The organism is Pseudomonas entomophila (assembly GCF_029193575.1).
Taxonomy (GTDB): domain Bacteria; phylum Pseudomonadota; class Gammaproteobacteria; order Pseudomonadales; family Pseudomonadaceae; genus Aquipseudomonas; species Aquipseudomonas entomophila_G.
Genome location: NZ_JARGCS010000030.1, coordinates 77,331 through 94,252, shown reverse-complemented (window position 1 = coordinate 94,252; position 16,922 = coordinate 77,331). Strand labels below are relative to the sequence as shown.

General features: G+C 68.6%; 18 protein-coding genes. 5 read left to right on the top strand and 13 right to left on the bottom strand.

Annotation, left to right across the window (positions count from 1 at the left end):
* Positions 1-2: 2 nt before the first annotated feature.
* On the bottom strand, positions 3-1,913 hold the full coding sequence (locus tag P0Y43_RS13700; RefSeq protein WP_275637786.1) for a sigma-54-dependent Fis family transcriptional regulator: 1,911 nt from the start codon (positions 1,911-1,913) through the stop codon (positions 3-5).
* A gap of 408 nt (positions 1,914-2,321) precedes the next feature.
* On the opposite strand from P0Y43_RS13700, the gene P0Y43_RS13695 reads away from it, so the two are divergent.
* The 5 genes from P0Y43_RS13695 to alkB all read left to right on the top strand — a co-directional run bounded on the left by P0Y43_RS13695 (position 2,322) and on the right by alkB (position 8,708).
* A complete protein-coding gene (locus P0Y43_RS13695; RefSeq protein ID WP_275637785.1) occupies positions 2,322-3,668 on the top strand; it encodes a hypothetical protein in 1,347 nt (448 codons plus the stop codon).
* Positions 3,669-3,700: 32 nt separating this feature from the next.
* Positions 3,701-5,932 carry an Ig-like domain-containing protein gene (locus P0Y43_RS13690; protein ID WP_275637784.1) on the top strand — a complete coding sequence of 744 codons (2,232 nt, stop codon included), beginning with the start codon at positions 3,701-3,703 and terminating at the stop codon, positions 5,930-5,932.
* An 18-nt stretch (positions 5,933-5,950) separates the two neighbouring features.
* Positions 5,951-6,421: a curlin gene (locus P0Y43_RS13685; RefSeq protein WP_275637783.1), complete on the top strand. Its 471-nt coding sequence runs from the start codon at positions 5,951-5,953 to the stop codon at positions 6,419-6,421.
* Between the two features lie 16 nt (positions 6,422-6,437).
* On the top strand, positions 6,438-7,883 hold the full coding sequence (locus P0Y43_RS13680; RefSeq protein ID WP_275637782.1) for a curlin: 1,446 nt from the start codon (positions 6,438-6,440) through the stop codon (positions 7,881-7,883).
* Between the two features lie 180 nt (positions 7,884-8,063).
* The gene (gene alkB / locus P0Y43_RS13675; protein WP_275637865.1) at positions 8,064-8,708 is read left to right on the top strand and encodes a DNA oxidative demethylase AlkB; all 645 of its coding nucleotides are present in this window, start codon (positions 8,064-8,066) and stop codon (positions 8,706-8,708) included.
* A 115-nt stretch (positions 8,709-8,823) separates the two neighbouring features.
* On the opposite strand, the gene P0Y43_RS13670 is transcribed toward alkB, so the two are convergent.
* The 12 genes from P0Y43_RS13670 to P0Y43_RS13615 all read right to left on the bottom strand — a co-directional run bounded on the left by P0Y43_RS13670 (position 8,824) and on the right by P0Y43_RS13615 (position 16,922).
* Complete coding sequence (locus P0Y43_RS13670) at positions 8,824-9,750, bottom strand: peptidylprolyl isomerase (RefSeq protein WP_275637780.1); 927 nt, start codon at positions 9,748-9,750, stop codon at positions 8,824-8,826.
* The gene (locus P0Y43_RS13665) at positions 9,747-10,217 is read right to left on the bottom strand and encodes a YbjN domain-containing protein (protein ID WP_275637779.1); all 471 of its coding nucleotides are present in this window, start codon (positions 10,215-10,217) and stop codon (positions 9,747-9,749) included. Before P0Y43_RS13665 ends, P0Y43_RS13670 begins: the two co-directional genes overlap by 4 nt.
* 236 nt (positions 10,218-10,453) lie before the next feature.
* Positions 10,454-11,296: a CsgG/HfaB family protein gene (locus tag P0Y43_RS13660; RefSeq protein ID WP_275637778.1), complete on the bottom strand. Its 843-nt coding sequence runs from the start codon at positions 11,294-11,296 to the stop codon at positions 10,454-10,456.
* 29 nt (positions 11,297-11,325) lie between these two features.
* The gene (locus tag P0Y43_RS13655) at positions 11,326-11,739 is read right to left on the bottom strand and encodes a curli assembly protein CsgF (protein ID WP_275637777.1); all 414 of its coding nucleotides are present in this window, start codon (positions 11,737-11,739) and stop codon (positions 11,326-11,328) included.
* Positions 11,736-12,131 (bottom strand): curli production assembly/transport protein CsgE, encoded by a 396-nt coding sequence (gene csgE, locus P0Y43_RS13650; protein ID WP_275637776.1) that lies wholly within the window; start codon positions 12,129-12,131, stop codon positions 11,736-11,738. The genes P0Y43_RS13655 and csgE overlap by 4 nt, the downstream gene beginning before the upstream one ends.
* On the bottom strand, positions 12,128-12,646 hold the full coding sequence (locus tag P0Y43_RS13645; RefSeq protein ID WP_275637775.1) for a type II secretion system protein: 519 nt from the start codon (positions 12,644-12,646) through the stop codon (positions 12,128-12,130). The genes csgE and P0Y43_RS13645 overlap by 4 nt, the downstream gene beginning before the upstream one ends.
* Positions 12,621-12,995 (bottom strand): type II secretion system protein, encoded by a 375-nt coding sequence (locus P0Y43_RS13640; RefSeq protein ID WP_275637774.1) that lies wholly within the window; start codon positions 12,993-12,995, stop codon positions 12,621-12,623. Before P0Y43_RS13640 ends, P0Y43_RS13645 begins: the two co-directional genes overlap by 26 nt.
* A gap of 5 nt (positions 12,996-13,000) precedes the next feature.
* Entirely contained in the window at positions 13,001-13,474 is a 474-nt protein-coding gene (locus tag P0Y43_RS13635) for a type II secretion system protein (RefSeq protein ID WP_275637773.1), read from the bottom strand.
* On the bottom strand, positions 13,471-15,330 hold the full coding sequence (locus P0Y43_RS13630; RefSeq protein WP_275637772.1) for a secretin N-terminal domain-containing protein: 1,860 nt from the start codon (positions 15,328-15,330) through the stop codon (positions 13,471-13,473). Before P0Y43_RS13630 ends, P0Y43_RS13635 begins: the two co-directional genes overlap by 4 nt.
* Positions 15,327-15,842, bottom strand: a complete 516-nt coding sequence (locus tag P0Y43_RS13625; protein WP_275637771.1) for a hypothetical protein — start codon at positions 15,840-15,842, stop codon at positions 15,327-15,329. The genes P0Y43_RS13630 and P0Y43_RS13625 overlap by 4 nt, the downstream gene beginning before the upstream one ends.
* Positions 15,842-16,393, bottom strand: a complete 552-nt coding sequence (gene pilO / locus P0Y43_RS13620; RefSeq protein ID WP_275637770.1) for a type 4a pilus biogenesis protein PilO — start codon at positions 16,391-16,393, stop codon at positions 15,842-15,844. The genes P0Y43_RS13625 and pilO overlap by 1 nt, the downstream gene beginning before the upstream one ends.
* Entirely contained in the window at positions 16,380-16,922 is a 543-nt protein-coding gene (locus tag P0Y43_RS13615) for a pilus assembly protein (RefSeq protein WP_275637769.1), read from the bottom strand. The genes pilO and P0Y43_RS13615 overlap by 14 nt, the downstream gene beginning before the upstream one ends.

Genomic DNA, 16,922 nt, shown 5'->3' with positions numbered 1-16,922 from the left:
GCCTAGCCGCGCAACTGCTTGAGCTTGCGGTACAGCGTGGCGCGGCTGATGCCCAGGGCCTCGGCGGCGGCCGAGACATTGCCCTGGTGGCGCGCCAGGGCGCCGCGGATCAGTTCCAGCTCGTTCTCGCGCAGGCTGCCAGCCATCGGGGCGCCGCTGGCCAGTTCGTCCAGCAGGCAGTCGGTGAGGTGATCGAGGCCCAGTACCTGCTCGCCGTCCTCGCGCATGGCCAGCGCGGTGCGCAAGACCATTTCCAGCTGGCGGATGTTGCCCGGCCAGTCGAAGCCTTCGAGCAACTCTGCCAGGGCCGGGTCGAGGGTCACCTCGCGGGCGCCGAACTTGCCCAGCAGGCCTTCGACGATGCTCGCCAGGTCGTCGCGTTCGCGCAGCGCCGGCAGGCGCAGGGACACGCCATTGACGCGGTAGTAGAGGTCTTCACGGAAGTGCTGTTCGGCCACCAAGTGCTTGAGGTCGCGGTGGGTGGCGCAGATCACCGCCACGTCGATCTCCTGCTCCTCGCCCGCGCCCAGCGGCGCCACCCGACGCTCCTGCAGCACCCGCAACAGGCGGGCCTGCAAGGCCAGCGGCATGTCGCCGATCTCGTCGAGGAACAAGGTGCCGCCGTGGGCCTGCATCAGCCGCCCGACCATGCCGCCGCGGCGTGAGCCGGTGAAGGCGCCGTCGCGATAGCCGAACAGTTCCGACTCGATCAGCCCCTCGGGGATCGCCGCGCAGTTCACTGCCACGAACGGTTTGTCGGCACGCGGGCTGGCCTGGTGCAGCGCACGCGCCACCACTTCCTTGCCGGTGCCGGTCTCGCCCAACAGCAGCACCGGCAGGCCATTGCTCAGCCCCTGGCGCGCCATGCGCAGGCCGCGGGCCAGACGCGCATCGCCACCGGCCAGGGCCTCGAGCTGCGGCGACTTGGCCGACGGCGCCGACCGCGCCGTCGCGCCACCGCCGAGGTTGCCGTGGCGTGGCAGTTGCAGGGCGCGGAAGAAGAACTCGCCCTTGGCCGTCTGCACACTGCTCACGCCGCCTTGCCACAGACGCGCCAGGAACGCCGGCGAGCGCTCGCCGAGCAGGTCGCTGCAACGCCGGCCGATCAGGCCCTGGCGCGCCAGTTGCAACAGTTGGCAGGCGTTGTCGTTGGCCGCCAGCACTTCACCGTCCAGACTCAGGGCCAACAGGCCATGCCAGGCGCTGCCCAGGTATTGCGGGCGGCTGTGGAAGGCCAGCACCAGGTGCTCGGGATGGTACAGGCCGAACAGCCGGCTTTCGATGTTGCCGGCGGCCAGCAGGAGGGTGGAAAGGCTGTCCTGCGGCTGGCTCATCACCCCTTCGCGGGTGATGTCGAGCACGCCGACCACCTCGCCGTGCGGGTCGCGTAGCGGCACCGAGGTGCAGGAGAACGGGCTGAGCCGGTCGAGGTAGTGTTCGCCGCAGTTGATCAGGGTTGGGCGGCCTTCGACCACCGCCGTGCCGATGGCATTGGTGCCGCGCAGCGCCTCGCTCCAGCAACTGCCGGGGTGCAGGTCGCGCAGGCCTTCACGGTTGAGGGTGTGCTTCTGCCCTTCGATGGCCAGCACGTTGGCCTGGGCATCGCCGAGGATGATGATGCCGCCCTTGCCTTGGCGCGCGACCAGGTAGTCCAGTTCGGGGGTGACCGCGTCGATCAGCGTGCGGTTCAGGTGCAGCAGCATCTGCAGGTCTTGGCTGTGGGCGATGCCCAGGCCCACCTGCTCGCCTTGCAGGCAATCCAGGCCATGGCCGTGGCTGCGCCGCCACGAGGCATCGATCTCGTCGCGCAGCATGCCCAGCGGCAGCTCGCCCTCGCTGGCGAGGCGCAGGCGCACCTGGCGGGCTTGCTGCATCGGGTCGTGGGCGTCTGTTATGGGTAATTGTCGCGCCATCGTCTACTCCAGCTATGCCCCGGAATTTTCCGCAGTGTGCGTCAGAAAATGCCGGGCGTCATCAAGGCTGGCTGGGAGGGTGGCACAAGGTGACGTTTACGTAAAGGTAGTGATTGAGTGCCGCGCGGGCGCCGCTCGGGCTCAGCGGCTCTAACAAACTCAAGCGCACACTTCGCGATACGCCGCGCAGGCGCCCCTCGATTTCTACGCCTGGGAAACCTGCGCCCCCAATTCCCCAACCCTGGGGACCACCGCCCATCCCCCAGCCACCCAAGCCCTTCCCCACCACCTCGCCCCAACCCTTGCCCTACGCGCCCTCCAGCCCATTCACAGGCACCTGGCACAACAGTTGCCGATCCCCCTTCAGACGCCCCAACCCCATGGGCCCGTTTGCAGGAGGGAGTTCTCATGCACCGACCGACACCTCACCCGCTGGCCGTGGCGATCTTCGCCGGCCTGCTCCAGCTACCGGCCCAGGCTGCGCTGTACGCGGTCGACACCGGGCCCTACACCCTGGCCAACGGCAACTTCGCCGCCTGGTACCAGGACAGCCATGGCCGGGTCCTGGACCTGTGCCTGTCCAAGGCGGTCAGCTCACGCGTGGCCGGCGCCCCCGGGGCGCCTTCGTACATGTGCACGCTGCTGCCGACGCCGGGCGTGTTCGATGACACCCAGCCGATCCAGTTCCCCAGCAACTTCCCCGATGAAGCCTTCTGGTTCACCGCCGATGCGGCCATCGTCGATGCCGCGCGCGGCATCGACCTGAGCTACGGCACCGCCATCGAGGCCGCCTTCGCCGCCGAGGAGCCGGTCGAGGGCGACCAGGTCAGCTTCGCCCGGGTGCGCATCCGCGTCGATGTGCCGGTGGCCGGTACCTACGTGGTCACCCACCCCTACGGTGTGGACGTGTTCGACGTACCCGCCGCCGGGCGCCGGGCGATCAACATGACCCGCGACATCGGCATCGCCGGCGCCGGCAACTTCACTGGCGCGCTCAAGGGCGACGTCGGGCCGTTCCTGCGCAGTGTCAACGGCCCCTACACCGAAACCAACCCAGGCAGCGGCGCCAGCGAACGCTACATCGGCGACCCGAACCTGGAAGAGCCGGTGACCGGCAGCCCGTTCAACACCAACTTCGTGCGCATCGAAGGGCCCAATGGCATCGACCTGCGCACCGAGCTGTTCGCGGTGTCCGGCAAGCTGTCCACGGTCAACCGCCCGACGCCGATGATCCCGTTGCGCAGCACCTACTCGCGCCACAGCGACAACGGCGACCTGCGCGCCCAGCAGGATGTCTTCGTCATGGCCCCGCCGGCGCCGGCCACGGTCACCTTGACCAGCCAGGCCCCCACCCTGGCCCTGAGTGAAGCCAACGGCACCGGCGCCTGGTACGCCCAGTCGGCGCTCAACCCGAGCCTGCCGCTGAACCTGCAAGTGACCGCCGACAACAGCCTGGCGATCGCCACCAGCAGCCCGACCACGGCCAGCCTGCCGCTCACCGACCTGGTGGTCATCAGCCGCGCCGAGTACAGCCTGGCCAGCGGCCAACTGACCCTGGTGGCGAGCACCAGCGACGAGACCAGCCCACCCGCCCTCACCGCCCGCACCGGCAATGGCGCGCTGATCGGCAGCCTGTCCGGCAACGGTGCGGTGAAGACCCTCACCACCGGGCTCTCGCCGATCCCGCCGGCCGTGGTGCAGGTCACCAGTGCCCACGGCGGCAGCGACAGCGAAGACGTGGTGCTGGTGCCATGAACATTCCAAGGCCCCGCCTTCAAGGAGGCAGCATGAACACTTGGCCACGCCGGGCGCTATGCGCCGCCGGGCTTTCCTTCACCCTCAGTGGCGTGGCCTGGGCCGCGCTGTCCGAGGTCGACCCAGGCCCCTACACCCTGGCCACCGGGCGCTACCCGATGTGGTACAAGGACGCCACCGACCTGTCGCTGGAGCTGTGCCAGTCCCGCGCCACCAGCTCGCGCAACCCCGGCGGCCCCGGCGCGCCGGCCTACATGTGCACGTTGCTGCCGGAGCCTGGGGTGTACGACGACACCCTGCCGCTGGTATTCCCCGACAACTGGCCGCCGGAGATGTTCTGGTTCCTGGCCGAGACCGAAATCCCCCAGGTCGGCAACAGCGGCTATGAACTGGAGGTCTACGTCGCCGGCCTGGAAGCGGCGTTCGCCGCCGAGAACCCGGTGGACGGCGACCAGCTGAGCTTTGCGCGCGTGCGTATCCGCGCCTCGATCCCGCGCACCGGCACCTACACCATCACCCACCCCTACGGCGTGGAAACGATCAACGTCACCACCACCGGGCGGCGGGCGATCAACCTCACCCGTGACATCGGCATCGGCGCCCCGGGGGACTTCAGCGGTGCGCTGAACGGCAACCTCGGCCCGTTCCTGCGCAGCGTCAACGGCCCCTACACCGAGGTGAACCCCGACACCGGCGCCACCGAGACCTTCGTCGGCGACCCCAACCTCACCGAGGCGGTGACGGGCAGCCCGTTCAACACCAACTTCGTGCGTATCCAGGGCCCGGCCGGGACCCTCCAGACCAACGTCTTCACGGTTTCCGGCAAGGTCCTCGACCCCCGCGCGCAAACCCCGGTGGAGCTGCAACGCGCCACCTACCAACGCAACGCCGCCGGTACCCGCGTGGAGGTGTTCGCCAAGGCGCCGAACAGCGCCAGCCTGTGCCTGCGCAACGGCCTGGCGCTGGTCGGCTCGCCGCCTTCGCCCTGCCAGTTCAACCTGCTGGCCGACAACAACGGGCTGTTCTTCAGCCAGCAGCTGAGCCAGGCCGCGCCGCCACCGGTGGTGGTGGTCACCGCCAGCAGCGCCACCGGCGGCACCCGGCCGACCGCGCTGTCGAGCAAGCTCGCCGACGTGGTCAAGGTGCGCACCGCACGCTACGACTGGGCCAACAAGCGCCTGTTCATCGAGGCCAGCTCCAGTGACGAGGTGCAGGTGCCGGACCTGGTCGCCCAGGGTTACGGCCGCCTGTCCAAAGCCGGCACCTTGCAGAGCCTGACGGTCAACGACCTCGCCCAACCGCCCGCCACCGTCACGGTCAAGTCCGCCGCCGGCGGCAGCGACGTGGAGCCGGTGGTGGTGGTCGGCAGCGCGCCGGTCGAGGCCGAGAACCAGCCACCGCTGGCCCAGGCCGACAGCGGCAGCACCAGCGTCGGCGTGCCGCTGACCCTGAGCCTGCTGGCCAACGACAGCGACCCGGACGGCGACGTGCCGCTGAGCATCAGCGACCTCGCCCAACCCGGCACCGGCCTCGGTTCTGTGGCGCTCAACGGCAGCACGGCGGTCACCTACACCCCGCCGCCCGGCGCCACCACGGCCTTCGTCGCGACCTTCAGCTACCGCGCCCAGGACGCCAAGGGGTTGAAGTCGGCCCCGGCCACGGTGACCGTCAACGTCGCGCCGAACCAGGCACCGACCGCGGTGGCCGACACCGCCGCGACCCTCGGCGTGCCCTTGACCCTCAACGTGCTGGGCAACGACACCGACCCCGAAGGCAACCTGCCACTGGCCATCGCCAGCGTCACCCAGCCCCCGGCCGGGCGCGGCACGGTCAGCCATGACGGCAGCCAGGTCACCTACACGCCGCCAGCGACCATCAGCGCACCGTTCACCACCAGCTTCGGCTACGTGGCGCGTGACAGCCTCGGTGCCTTGTCCAACACCGGCACGGTGACGGTCCAGGTGTCGCCACGACCAGCCCAGGAGACCTTCGCGGTCACCGCGGCCAGCGTCACGGCGCGCTCCAACAACCGCTTCAACTGGGACATCAGCGGCACCTCCTCGGTGACCACCGGCAACACCATCACGGTGCAGGTGACCACCCCGGACGGCCTGGTGACCCTGGGCAGCACCACGGTCCCGGTGACTGGCCGCTGGCGCCTGGCGGTGAGCAACAGCACCACGGTGATCCCGACGGCCAACCCGACGGCGACCATTCGCAGCAGCCAGGGCACCGTGCGCACCGTGCCGGTCAACGTGCAGTAGCCGAGAGGAGACAACGCCATGCGCCTGCCCGCCCTGCTTCTCGGCCTGCTGCTGGTGGCTCCCGCCACCTGGGCCGACGACCTGCTGGACAACGCCGACCTCGCGGCCGGCAACGACCTCGGCGAACCGCTGGTGGTCCGCCTGCTGCCGGCGGGCGCCGGCCAGGTGGCGTGGGTGGAGCAGCAAGGCAGCGGCAACCGCGCCGCCCTCGACCAGAACGGCCAGGCCCTGCTGGGCCAGATCGTCCAGGCCGGGGGCGCGCAAGAGGCGTTCATCCTGCAAGCAGGCAGCGACCTGATGGCCAGCATCCGCCAGCAGGGCTACGGCAACAGCGCGTCAATCCAGCAGAGCGGCAGCCACAACAACGCGCAGATCGAGCAGATCGGCAACGGCAACAGCGCGCGGATCGACCAAAGCGGCACAGGGCTGAACAGCTCGGTGACCCAGGCCGGCAACGGCCAGCACGTACAGATCACCCAATACCGATAGACCTGGAGGCACCACCATGAACAAGCTCGCACCCTTGAGCGCCGCCATCGCCCTGGCCCTGGCCGGCCAGGTCATGGCCGACGACAGCACCTCGACCCAGACCCAGCAGGGCAACCAGAACATCGCCGAAGTGCAGCAGAGCCTGGCGCCGTTCGCCTCGGCCACGCAGCACCAGGCCGGCCACGACCACAACCACCTGGCGGTGCAGGACACCAGCACCAGCCATATCCAGCAGAGCGCCACCGGCTCCTTCAACGCCGGCTACGCCGAGCAGTTGTACGAGAACGGCAGCCAGATCACCCAACAGTCTGGCGGCAGCCTCAACGACAGCTTCGCCAGCCAGTCGGTGGGCGAGAACAACCAGGCCCTGCAAACCCAGCAAGGCAGCGGCAACTTCTCGATGGTCTACCAGGACACCCAGCTGGGCAGCCAGGCCACTACGATGCAGTGGGGCCAGGCCAACGAAGCGGTGGTCGAGCAACTGTTCGGCGGCAGCCACAACAAGAGCTTGATCATGCAGGGCGGCACTGGCAACTTCGCCGCCGCCGAACACCTGACCCATCAGGACGGCAACATCGAGATCTACCAGGACGGCAACGGCAACTGGGCCTATGGCGACCAACGCGACGGCCAGGGCGGCAGCATCGGCATCCAGCAGTACGGTACCGGCCACTCCATGGAGGTATGGCAGGACAACCAGATCGGCAGCCAGGCCGCAGTCATGCAACAAGGCCAACTCAACGAAGGCTACATCGACCAGAGCTTCGGCCAGGGCAACAGCGCCACCCTGGCGCAGAACGGCCAGCGCAACGCCAGTTGGTCCGACCAGTACGAGACCACCCAGTCGGTCACCCGCATTTCGCAGAACGGCAAGGACAACCTGCACTTCACCTACCAGACCGGCGACAACCACAGCCTGGTGATCAGCACCACCGGCAACGGCAACAAGGTCATGGCCAGCAATTGGAAGGGCGAGAAATCCGGCGGCCAGTTCGGCAGCCACCAGCGCGCCGAACTCAACCAGACCGGCACCGGCAACAGCGTCAACCTGACCCAGGAAGGCGCCTCGCAGTTGGCCCGGCTCAACCAGAACGGCAGCGGCAACCAGATGGAAACGCGCCAGGTCGACAGCAACAACGAGCTGTACTTCGAGCAGAACGGCAGCGACAACCTGCTGATCGCCGACCAGCGCGGCAGCCTGAACTACGCCGAGGGCCTGGCGGCGGGCAACGCCGGCAGCATCAGCGTGGAGCAGTCGGGCAGCGGCAACCAGAGCTACACCTACCAGCTGTACGGCAGCGGCAACGAGGCGAGCATCAAGCAGGCCGACGGCGTCAACGTCGCCTACGTGACCCAGGGCGGCAATGCCAACCAGGCCTTCGTCGACCAGAGCGGCGCCAACATGAACGCGACCATCAGCCAGTACGGCAATGGCAACCGGGCGACCGTGACCCAGCAGTGATCCGCTCCCCCTTGGACCGCGGTAGCTCCCTCCCTGGCGCCGCGGTTCCTTTTTATTCTTTGAAGCCCAATCGCGGCGCAAACCCACAGCTAAACCGCTGATTCTGGATATAGCGCTGTACCTGTGTGCGGGCTTGCCGCGCAATTGGGCCCTCTCGCCAGGCGCGCTACAATGCCCGCCATGATCCAATCCGACCTCGACCTTTTCGGCCCCCAGCCCCAGCACCTGGCCAGCCATACCGTGCTGCTCCCGGGCTTCGCCCTGCCCGAGGTCGAAGCCGTGCTCGACGCCCTGCGCCCGGTGCTGCGCGCCGCGCCGTTCCGGCACATGCACACCCCCGGCGGCCTGCGCATGGCCGTGGGCCTGAGCAACTGCGGCGCGCTGGGCTGGGTCAGTGACGCCAAGGGCTATCGCTACAGCCCCGTCGACCCAATGACCGGCAACCCCTGGCCCGCCCTGCCCCCGGTATTGCTGGCCCTGGCCGGACGCGCGGCGGCGCTGGCCGGGTTCGAGGGCTTCGTGCCGGATGCCTGCCTGGTCAACCATTACCTGCCGGGCACCCGCCTGAGCCTGCACCAGGACCGCGACGAACGGGATTTCGGACAGCCGATCGTGTCGGTTTCACTGGGGTTGCCGGCGGTGTTCCTGCTGGGTGGGCTGCAACGCGGCGAGCGGCCTCGGCATGTGCCGCTGAGTCATGGAGATGTGCTGGTGTGGGGTGGCGAAGATCGGTTGCGCTTTCATGGGGTGTTGCCCATCAAGCCGGGGCTGCATCCACGGCTGGGGGAGCGACGGATCAACCTGACATTGCGCAAGGCGGGATAGATTCACGCGGGTTTCGCCGGCCCTATCGCGGGGCAAGCCCGCTCCCACGGGTTAACCGCACCTTGAGGGCTGCGGGACACCTGTGGGAGCGGGCTTGCACGCGATGGGGGCAGTGCTAGCGACTGGCCTCCAGCACCTGGTTCAACGCCGCGCCATCGATGCTCAGCGTGGCGCTGTCGAACATGCCGTCCACATACTGCTTGACCAACTGCTCTTGGCGCTGAGCGCGCAGTACCTGGCGCAGTTGCGGCGTCACTTCCTCCAGTGTGGCCGCCCTCGCCGTCTGCTGCTCCACCAGCTTGATGATGTGCCAACCCGCCGCGCTGCGCACCGGCTCGCTGACCCCCTCGACCTTCAGCCGCGTCACCACCTCACGCACTTCCGGCAGCAACTGCGCCAGCGGCTGCAGGCCGGTGTCGCCGCCCTGGGCGGCGCTGCCGGTGTCCTGCGAGTGCTCGCGGGCCAATGCCGGGAAGTCGCCATCGCGCGCTTGCTTGGCCAGCGCCTGGGCCTGCTTGAGCACGGCGTCCTCGTCCTTGGGGTTTTCCACCCGCAGGAAGATCTGGCTCAGGCGGTAACGCGACGGCAGCTGCAGCTCGCCCTTGCTGGCCTGGTAGGCCTGCTCGAGTTCCGCCTGGCTGGGGTAGTCGTCAGGCACGGCGCTCACCGACACCAGGTAGTCGCGCAACACGATCTGCTCGCTGGCGGCGCGGGTCTGCGCCTGCACCTCGGGCCGTTTCGGCCAGCCCTTGGCTTCGGCCTGCCGATACAGCGCCTTTTCCGCCAGACGCGCGCGAATCCACGCCTCCAGCGCGGGGCGATCGCCGCGCAGGCGCTCGCGGGTCTCCTGCGGCAGTTGCGCCAGCAAGTCCTTCAGCTCGTCGCTGCCGACCCGCTGCTCGCCGAGACTCGCCAGCACCGGCCCGGAAACGGCGCTGCGCGCCGCTGCCACCGGCTCGCTGCCCGGGCGCAACGCCAGGGCGACGGCGATCGCCACCAGGGCCAACGCGCCAGCGCCGGCCCACAAGGTGCGCGAGGTCAAGAGGCGCTCACCGCATCAGCCACGACGGGCACCTGTTCGGCGACGTTGCGGCTGTAGTCACGCAGGTAGACGATGAATTCCTGCAGCAGGCGATCCCACAGCAGCAGGCTGCCCAGCAGGTGCTTCTGGCTCACGCCATCGGCGACCACCACGTCCTTCTCCATCACCAGGAACTCACCCTGCACCGACAGCCGGGCGAAACGCCGCGTGGCATTCCAGCGCTCGGCCAGGCCCGCCGGCAACTCGCCCTGGATGCGCAGCGCGCAGCTGAAGGTGAAGTCGAGGAACTCGCCGTCCTTGCCCGGCGCACGGTTGCCGAAGCGCACGGCATAACCCACGCCCTGGCTGGCGCTGAGCAGTTGGACCACGGCGTTCTGCTCGCTGCGATTGACCCGGCAGCCGGCATCCTGCAGCAGTGCGGTCAGGGAATCGGCGCTCACGGTTTCGATGAGGGTGACTTCGGTCATGTATTGCCTTCCTTGTGGGGATGAAATCGTCACGAATACACACGACGCAGGAAGGCAGGCATGGGGCGGGACATCAGCGCTGGCGAACTCCCTGCCTCTGCGACCATCCTTTTGCAATCGCGCGTGTCGAATTCAAGTAGTAGCACATGGATCCAAATGGGCCAGGAAATTGCTGTTTGACAGGCTGGCCCTATCGCGGGGCAAGCCCGCGCCTACACAGGATAGGGCCATGGAACTCACTGCTGCTGGTACTGGCTCAGGTATTTCTCCACCACGGCCTTGTCCCCGCTGCCATCCCCCGCCACCTGCCACAACCGCCGCTCGATCCCCTGCGCCAGCAAGTGCCCCACCGCCGCCTCGATGGCCGACAGCACGCACAGCTGCGCCGGCTCATTGGTGGTGTAGCCCACCTCCGCCTCCAGCAGCTTCTTGAACTCGATGAACTTGAACACCCCGGCGCTGCGACCGACCGAGTAGATGGTCTTGCTGGTCATGACATTGGCCAGCACCTGGCCGGTGCGCACGTCCACCGCGCGCAGGTTCACCGTGACCTGGTCGACCCGGTACTCGCGCGCGATGTCGATCCCCAGGTAGCGCGCGCCCTCACCGCCGCTGCGCACGTTGGTGTCGTAGGCGATGATGCCGCCTTCGAGCATCAGGTTCGCAGCCTGCAACGGCGGCAGTTCGCTCTGGATGTTCGGCGCCACGTCGGGCTTTTTCTGCGAGGCGCGGATGATCTTGCGCTCGGTCAGCAGGTTCTGCAGCCCCTCGCGCTCCAGCACCACGAACCAGCCGCTGGCGTTGAGCGCATCCATCAGCATGCTCGCCGCCCCCTGGGTCACGCTGGTGGAGAAGGAACTGGCCGGGGTCGGTTTGTACTGCCCGGTCTGATCGCGAAAGCCATACACCACCGCCATCAGCCGGCCCTTGGGCCGCGGCAGGTTGAGCAGGTCGTAGTAGGTCGAGGCGCGGGGCGTCAGGGTCGGGGTGTCGGGGTCCTGTTCGGCGGGCATCGGTTCGCGCAGGCCGCACCCTTGCAGGGTGGCGAGGATCAACAGTGTGCTCAGCAGGCGTTTCATGGCGGTTCTCCCCAGTTGGCCGCACCCTCTCAGGGGTTCAGGCCGCTGACCTCGATGATCGAGACTTCCCCGGTGGCCCGGTCGGTGACGCGGATGCTCAGGGCGCCCGAGTCGTCGATCACGTCCACCAAAAAGGCATCGGTGGCGAGGCTGCCGGTGTTGCCGGTGTTGATGTTGTCCAGCAGCTGCGACAGCAGCCGCGACTCCAGTTGGCTGGTGAAGCGCTCCAGCGCCGAGGTGCCGGAGAACGCCGAGCTGCGGCTTTTCAAGTCCGGGTCGTCGTGGTCGTTCTGCGCCTGGGCGTTGTTCAGCAGCCAGGTGCCGTTCAGCGGGTTGCCGCCGAAGGCCGGGTTGACCGGGGTGTACACCAGTTCCGTGGCCTGGGCGGTGAGGCCCGCGACCATCAGGCAAGCTGCGGCGCAGCGGGCAATCGGGGTGTTCATAGCTCGTCCCTCTCCAGGTCGGTGGTGTCCTGCAGCAGGCGTTGCAGCTTGCGCTGGACGATCTGCTGGCGGACCAGGTCGGCGGCCGCGATGGCCTCGTCGTTGAGCTGCGTGGTGTTCGGCGGCAGGAAACGCCGGTAGAGCACCTCGCGTTCGTATTCCACGGTCACCAGGCTGCCCCAGCGGGCGTCCGGGCGTTCGCGCACCACCAGGTTGAAATCCAGGCGGCTGGTGGCGCGCAGGCGGTCGGTGAAGACGGCGTAGAAGTCGTGGCCGATGTGCGAAATGGTGTTGTCGACGATGAAGCCCATCATCTCGTCCTCGGCCCCGGCGCGGGCCGGCGCCTGGGCCAGCGACAGCAGCAGGCAGGCAACGGCGGCCAGGCGCTTCATGGCGCGTCTCCCGGCCCAGCGTGCCGGCGCGCGCCATTGCCGCCCTCGGCGAAGGCCTGCTCGGCGACGAACTGCCAGTCGCTGTAGTGCGCAAGCCCCTCGAAACCCGACCACTGCGCGGTGAAGCCGCTGCGTTTGAGTGGCGTGCCCTGGGCGCGGCTGTGCACACCGGTGATGCGCCCGTCGACCGCGCGCAGCAGGCCCCAGTCCTCGCCCCCGAGCGGATCGCGGTAGAGCCGGCGGATGTGCCGCTGCGGCGCCGGGAAGCGGTTGTCCTCCAGCAACTCGGCCAGGTCGTGCGGGTACTGGGCCAGGCCTGGGGAGGCGCGGTAGTAGCTGCGCAGGGCCTGGGCGTACTGCCCGCCGACCCACAGCAACTGGCGCTCGCGCTCACGCTGGGCGGCGGTGGCCCATAGCGTGCCGGTGGCGGCCAGGGCCAGGCCGCTGCTGGCGATCAACAGCAGCACGCCCAGGTAGGTGAAGCCGGCGTTACCACTCGGCATAGAGGCTGCCATCACGCGCCCTCCCGGTTGCCCCGCTCTTGATGTCAGCCACCCCGCCGGCCACGCCCTCGGGTGGTGGCAGCAGTTGCCAGGCGTCGCTGCGCTCGGTGAGCGGGTCGACCGGGGTGTTGCGCAGGTAGCGCTGTTCGACCAATTGCTCCAGCGACTCGGGGTAGCGCCCGGTGTCGCCGTAGTAGTGGTCCAGCGCCTCGCGCAACACCGCCAGGCTCTGGCGCAGGGTCGCCTCGCGGCTGGCTTCGAGGCTGTTGAAGTAGCGCGGCATGGCGATGGTCATCAGCGTGGCGATGATCGCCATGACCACCAGCAGCTCGATCAGGGTGAAGCCCTTGGCCCGTTTCATCGCCTTCACCATTGCCCGTAGGGGGTGCCGTCCAGGCCCTTGCCTGGCGCCTTGGAATACACGTCGAACACGTCGTCGCCCTCGCGTGGGTTGTCCGGGTTGCTGTCGTAGCTGCGCAGGCCCCAGCCGCCCTCATCGCCAGCCTTGGCCGGGCGCAGCGGGTCGTGGGGGATGCGCCGCAGGAAGTAGAACTTCGCGCCCTTGGCGCTGCGCACGTCGCGCACGCCGTCCACCAGCGCCTGCAGGCTCGGCGGGTAGCCGCTGGCGTTCAGGCGTTTTTCGATGTAGCCGGCGTCGAACGCGCGCTTGTAGGCGTCGATGGCGTCGCGCACCTGGTACAGCGCCGCGCGCAGTTGCTGCTCCTTGTGCCGGCGCACCACGGTCTCGGCCAGCGGTGCGGCCATGCTGGCGAGCAGCCCGAGCAGCGCCAGGGTCAGCACCACTTCGATCAGGCTGAAGCCCTGCTGGCGGCGTTTCATGGCCGTGGGCTCCGCGGCACCACGGCCATCTGCCCTTCCACCACCGGCCCGGCGGCGGGCGCCTCGGTGGGCTCGGCGCTGGCAGGCAGCGGCTGGGCCAGTTGGCGCACCTGCAAGGCCGACTCGGTGCCGGTGGCGAACTCCATGTCCGACGGGCTCTGGTACGGCAGGTTGCGGACGATGCGCGGGGTGATCGCCAGCACCAGCTCGGACTTGCTCATGTCGTCCTTGTTGCTGCCGAACAGCCGACCCAGCCCGGGGATATCGCCCAGGCCCGGAATCTTGTTGCCACTGGCGTTGTGGTCGTTGCGCACCAGGCCGGCCAGCACCTGGGTCTCGCCGTCGTGCAGCCGCAGGCTGGTCTGGGCGTTGCGGGTGTCGACCTGGACCGGGATGGTGCCCTGGCGGGTCGGCTCCAGGGGCGTGGCGTTGCTCACCTCCAGCGCCACCTTGATCGCCACCTCGTTGTTCAGGTGCACGGTGGGCTGCACTTCGAGCTTCAGGCCGACGTCCAGGTAGGTGACGCTCTCGGTGATCACCGGCCCCTGGGTGGACGGCACCGAGGTGGCGCTGATGATCGGCACCCGCTGGCCGATGTGGATGCGCGCCTGCTCGCGGTTGCTGACGCGAATCACCGGGCTGGCCAGGGTGTTGATGTCCTTGTCCTGGGCGTTGATCTTGGCCTGCGGCGACGGGGAAAGGGTGATGCGGCTGGAGTTGATCCCGCGCAGTTGGTCGAGCACCCCCACCGCGCTGCCGTCGCTGTTGATCACGCCAAAGGTGTTGGGCCATTGCAGGCCGAGGTCGAGGATGCGCGAGCGCGCCACTTCCATCACCTCCACCTCCAGCACCACCTCGGGGTTGGACTGGTCCTGCGACTGCAACAGCTTCTCGGCCATGCGCACGGCGTCGGGGGTGTCGCGCAGGGTCAGGGTGTTGAGGCGCTCGTCGACGAACACGTCACGGGTCTTGAGCAGGGTCTTGACCATATTCAATGCGGTGTTGGCGTCGATGCTGGTCAGGTAGAAGGTGCGCATGACCAGCTCCTGGTAGTCCTTGGTCTTCTGCGGCGAGTCGGGGTAGATCAGCAGGGTGTTGTCGTTGACGATCTTCTGCCGTAGCTGGTTCTGCTCCAGCAGCAGGGCCACGGCGTCCTCGATGCGCACCTCGCGCACGAAGATCGTGGCCTTCATGTCCGGGCGCAGGTCCTTGTCGAAGATGAAGTTGATCCCGGCGACCTGGGCCAGCACCTCGAAGATGGTCTTCAGGTTGGCGTCGCGAAACTCCAGGGTGACCGGCCGCTCCAGGCGGCTGCGTAGTTGTGGGTAAGGCTGGGCGGTGCGGGCCTGGACGTTCTCGATGTCGCTGCGCAGGATGATCCCCTTCTGGTTCTGCGGGTCCAGGCGCAGCACCTCGCGCATGTGCCGCTCGGCGCCGAACAGGTCGCCCTGGCGCAGGGCCGCCTGGCCGAGGGCGACGCGGTCGTCGAGGGTGCGGATCAGCTCCAGTTGGCGGATGCCCTCCTGGGCGCGGCGGTTGTTCGGCTCGATCGTCAGCACCCGGCCGTAGCCCATGCGCGCGCCGCTGAAGTCGTGGCGGACACGGTCGCTGTCGGCCTGGGTCAGCAGCGCTTCGACGGCCTGCTGGCGACCGTGGGCCAGGGCGATGTTCAACTCGGTGTCGCGCGGGTCTTCACGCAGGGCTTCTTGCAGGCGGGTGATGCCGGCTTCGTACTGGCCTTCCTGGATCAGGGCCTGGCCGTCCTTGCGCGCGGCACTGGTGCCGCAACCGGCCAGGGCCACGCACAGGACCAGGAGCATGAACGGGGCAGGCTTGCACAGCTTCGATGGCTTCATGGTGCGCTCCCGACAGACAGGGTCTGCGACTGGTGCAATGGCAGGTAGACCAGGTTCAGTTCGTTGGCCGAGACCCGATCGAGGCGGTAGGTGTCGTCGATCACGTCGCCCTGGCGCACGACGTAGAGTTTCTCGCCGCTTTGCAGGAACACCTGCAGGTCGTCGCGGTCGCCCAGGCGACCGATGAACTGGAACGGCAGGACCGGGGCGGTGGGGGCTGCGGGAGCTACCGGTGCCGGGGCGATGGGTTGTTCGGTGACGCTGGCCAGGGTGGGCGCGGGAGCCCAGCGTTGCGCAGGGAACAGGTCGCGGGGCGCGGGGGCATGGTCGGCCCTATCACGGGGCAAGCCCGCTCCTGCACGGGGAGTGTCGTGCGCAGTTGCCTCCGTAGCGGGCTTGCCCCGTGATAGGGCCATCCCCTCTTCCCCACCGAACCAATGCCCTGGCGCCCACGCCAACACCGCGCTCACGCCCAGGAAGCCCACCCACCTCACCACGCGTTGAGTGTTCATCACGACCTCGACAGGTAAAGGGTCATGCGCAGCCGGGCATTGAGCTCGCTGTCGCCGATGCGTTTGCGTTGCAGCTCCAGGTCTTCGAGCACCAGGGTCGGCAACTGGCCGAGCAACGCCTGGAGGAAGCCACGGATCTGTGGGTAGCTGCCACGCACCGGCAGCACGATCTGGTAGCGCGCCAGCTGGGTCTTGGGGTCCACGCCCAAGGCGTATTCACCCCGCGCCAGGCTGATGCGCTCGGCGCTGGCCAGGCGGTACAGGCGCTCGATCAGTTCGCTGGCCTGCGGCTGGCCGGGCAGTTGCTGGCGCAGGCTGTCCAGCGTCTGCTGCTCAGGCCTGGCGGCCACCTTCAGCTCGCCGCGCAGCACCCGTTGCACCTGCGCTCGGGCATCCGCCTCGCTGGCCTGCAGCGTGCGCACCGCCTGCCACCGCGGCAGCACTGCGGCGACGGCGAACAGCACGGCCAGCGCACCGACCAGCAAAGCCGCCTGCCCTGCCCGGCCCAGGCCGCGCAGGCGTTCGTGAAGGATCAGGCTAGGGACGCGCATGGCCGGTCTCCCAGGTGGCGGTGAGGTTGAAGCGCACCGGGTGCGCGGCCTGCCCGGCCAGCACCTCATGGTTGAGCAGCGACACATCCGCCAGCTCCGCGCTGCGTTCCAGGCGCTGGTGGTACTGCAGCATCGCCTCCAGGCTGCGGGCCTCGGCGGCGATGCGCACCTGGCCCTTGCGCGCGTCCGGGGTCAGGCTGAGCAGCGCCACGTCTTCCTGGGGCTGGGCTTCGAGCATGGCGAACAGTTGCTCCCAGGGCCGCTGCAACTGCTGCGAGACGCTGCGCATCTGCGCCAGTTGCTCGGCCTGCTCGCGGCTGGCGGCGCTGCTCTGCGGCGCGGCGGTGGCCGGGCGGCGGCCGAGCTTGAGTTCGAGCTGGTGCACTCGCGCTTCCAGCTCGACTTGCTCGCGTTGCAAGTGCTGCTGGGCCAGCAGCAACAGCGCCAGCACCGCGCTACCCAAGGCCAGCAGCGACCAGGCCAGCGGGCTGCTGCGCCGTGGTTGGAATTCCAGGTCCAGGCGGCGCAT

Excerpts from the sequence above, each read along its gene's own strand:
- P0Y43_RS13655 (WP_275637777.1), bottom strand. The coding sequence starts at position 11,739 with ATGAACACCCCGATTGCCCGCTGCGCCGCAGCTTGCCTGATGGTCGCG.
- P0Y43_RS13615 (WP_275637769.1), bottom strand. The coding sequence starts at position 16,922 with ATGCGCCGCCTGGACCTGGAATTCCAACCACGGCGCAGCAGCCCGCTG.
- csgE (WP_275637776.1), bottom strand. The coding sequence starts at position 12,131 with ATGAAGCGCCTGGCCGCCGTTGCCTGCCTGCTGCTGTCGCTGGCCCAG.
- P0Y43_RS13660 (WP_275637778.1), bottom strand. The coding sequence starts at position 11,296 with ATGAAACGCCTGCTGAGCACACTGTTGATCCTCGCCACCCTGCAAGGG.
- P0Y43_RS13625 (WP_275637771.1), bottom strand. The coding sequence starts at position 15,842 with ATGAACACTCAACGCGTGGTGAGGTGGGTGGGCTTCCTGGGCGTGAGC.
- pilO (WP_275637770.1), bottom strand. The coding sequence starts at position 16,393 with ATGCGCGTCCCTAGCCTGATCCTTCACGAACGCCTGCGCGGCCTGGGC.
- P0Y43_RS13630 (WP_275637772.1), bottom strand. The coding sequence starts at position 15,330 with ATGAAGCCATCGAAGCTGTGCAAGCCTGCCCCGTTCATGCTCCTGGTC.
- alkB (WP_275637865.1), top strand. The coding sequence starts at position 8,064 with ATGATCCAATCCGACCTCGACCTTTTCGGCCCCCAGCCCCAGCACCTG.
- P0Y43_RS13665 (WP_275637779.1), bottom strand. The coding sequence starts at position 10,217 with ATGACCGAAGTCACCCTCATCGAAACCGTGAGCGCCGATTCCCTGACC.
- P0Y43_RS13680 (WP_275637782.1), top strand. The coding sequence starts at position 6,438 with ATGAACAAGCTCGCACCCTTGAGCGCCGCCATCGCCCTGGCCCTGGCC.
- P0Y43_RS13700 (WP_275637786.1), bottom strand. The coding sequence starts at position 1,913 with ATGGCGCGACAATTACCCATAACAGACGCCCACGACCCGATGCAGCAA.
- P0Y43_RS13645 (WP_275637775.1), bottom strand. The coding sequence starts at position 12,646 with ATGGCAGCCTCTATGCCGAGTGGTAACGCCGGCTTCACCTACCTGGGC.
- P0Y43_RS13685 (WP_275637783.1), top strand. The coding sequence starts at position 5,951 with ATGCGCCTGCCCGCCCTGCTTCTCGGCCTGCTGCTGGTGGCTCCCGCC.
- P0Y43_RS13640 (WP_275637774.1), bottom strand. The coding sequence starts at position 12,995 with ATGAAACGGGCCAAGGGCTTCACCCTGATCGAGCTGCTGGTGGTCATG.
- P0Y43_RS13690 (WP_275637784.1), top strand. The coding sequence starts at position 3,701 with ATGAACACTTGGCCACGCCGGGCGCTATGCGCCGCCGGGCTTTCCTTC.
- P0Y43_RS13635 (WP_275637773.1), bottom strand. The coding sequence starts at position 13,474 with ATGAAACGCCGCCAGCAGGGCTTCAGCCTGATCGAAGTGGTGCTGACC.
- P0Y43_RS13695 (WP_275637785.1), top strand. The coding sequence starts at position 2,322 with ATGCACCGACCGACACCTCACCCGCTGGCCGTGGCGATCTTCGCCGGC.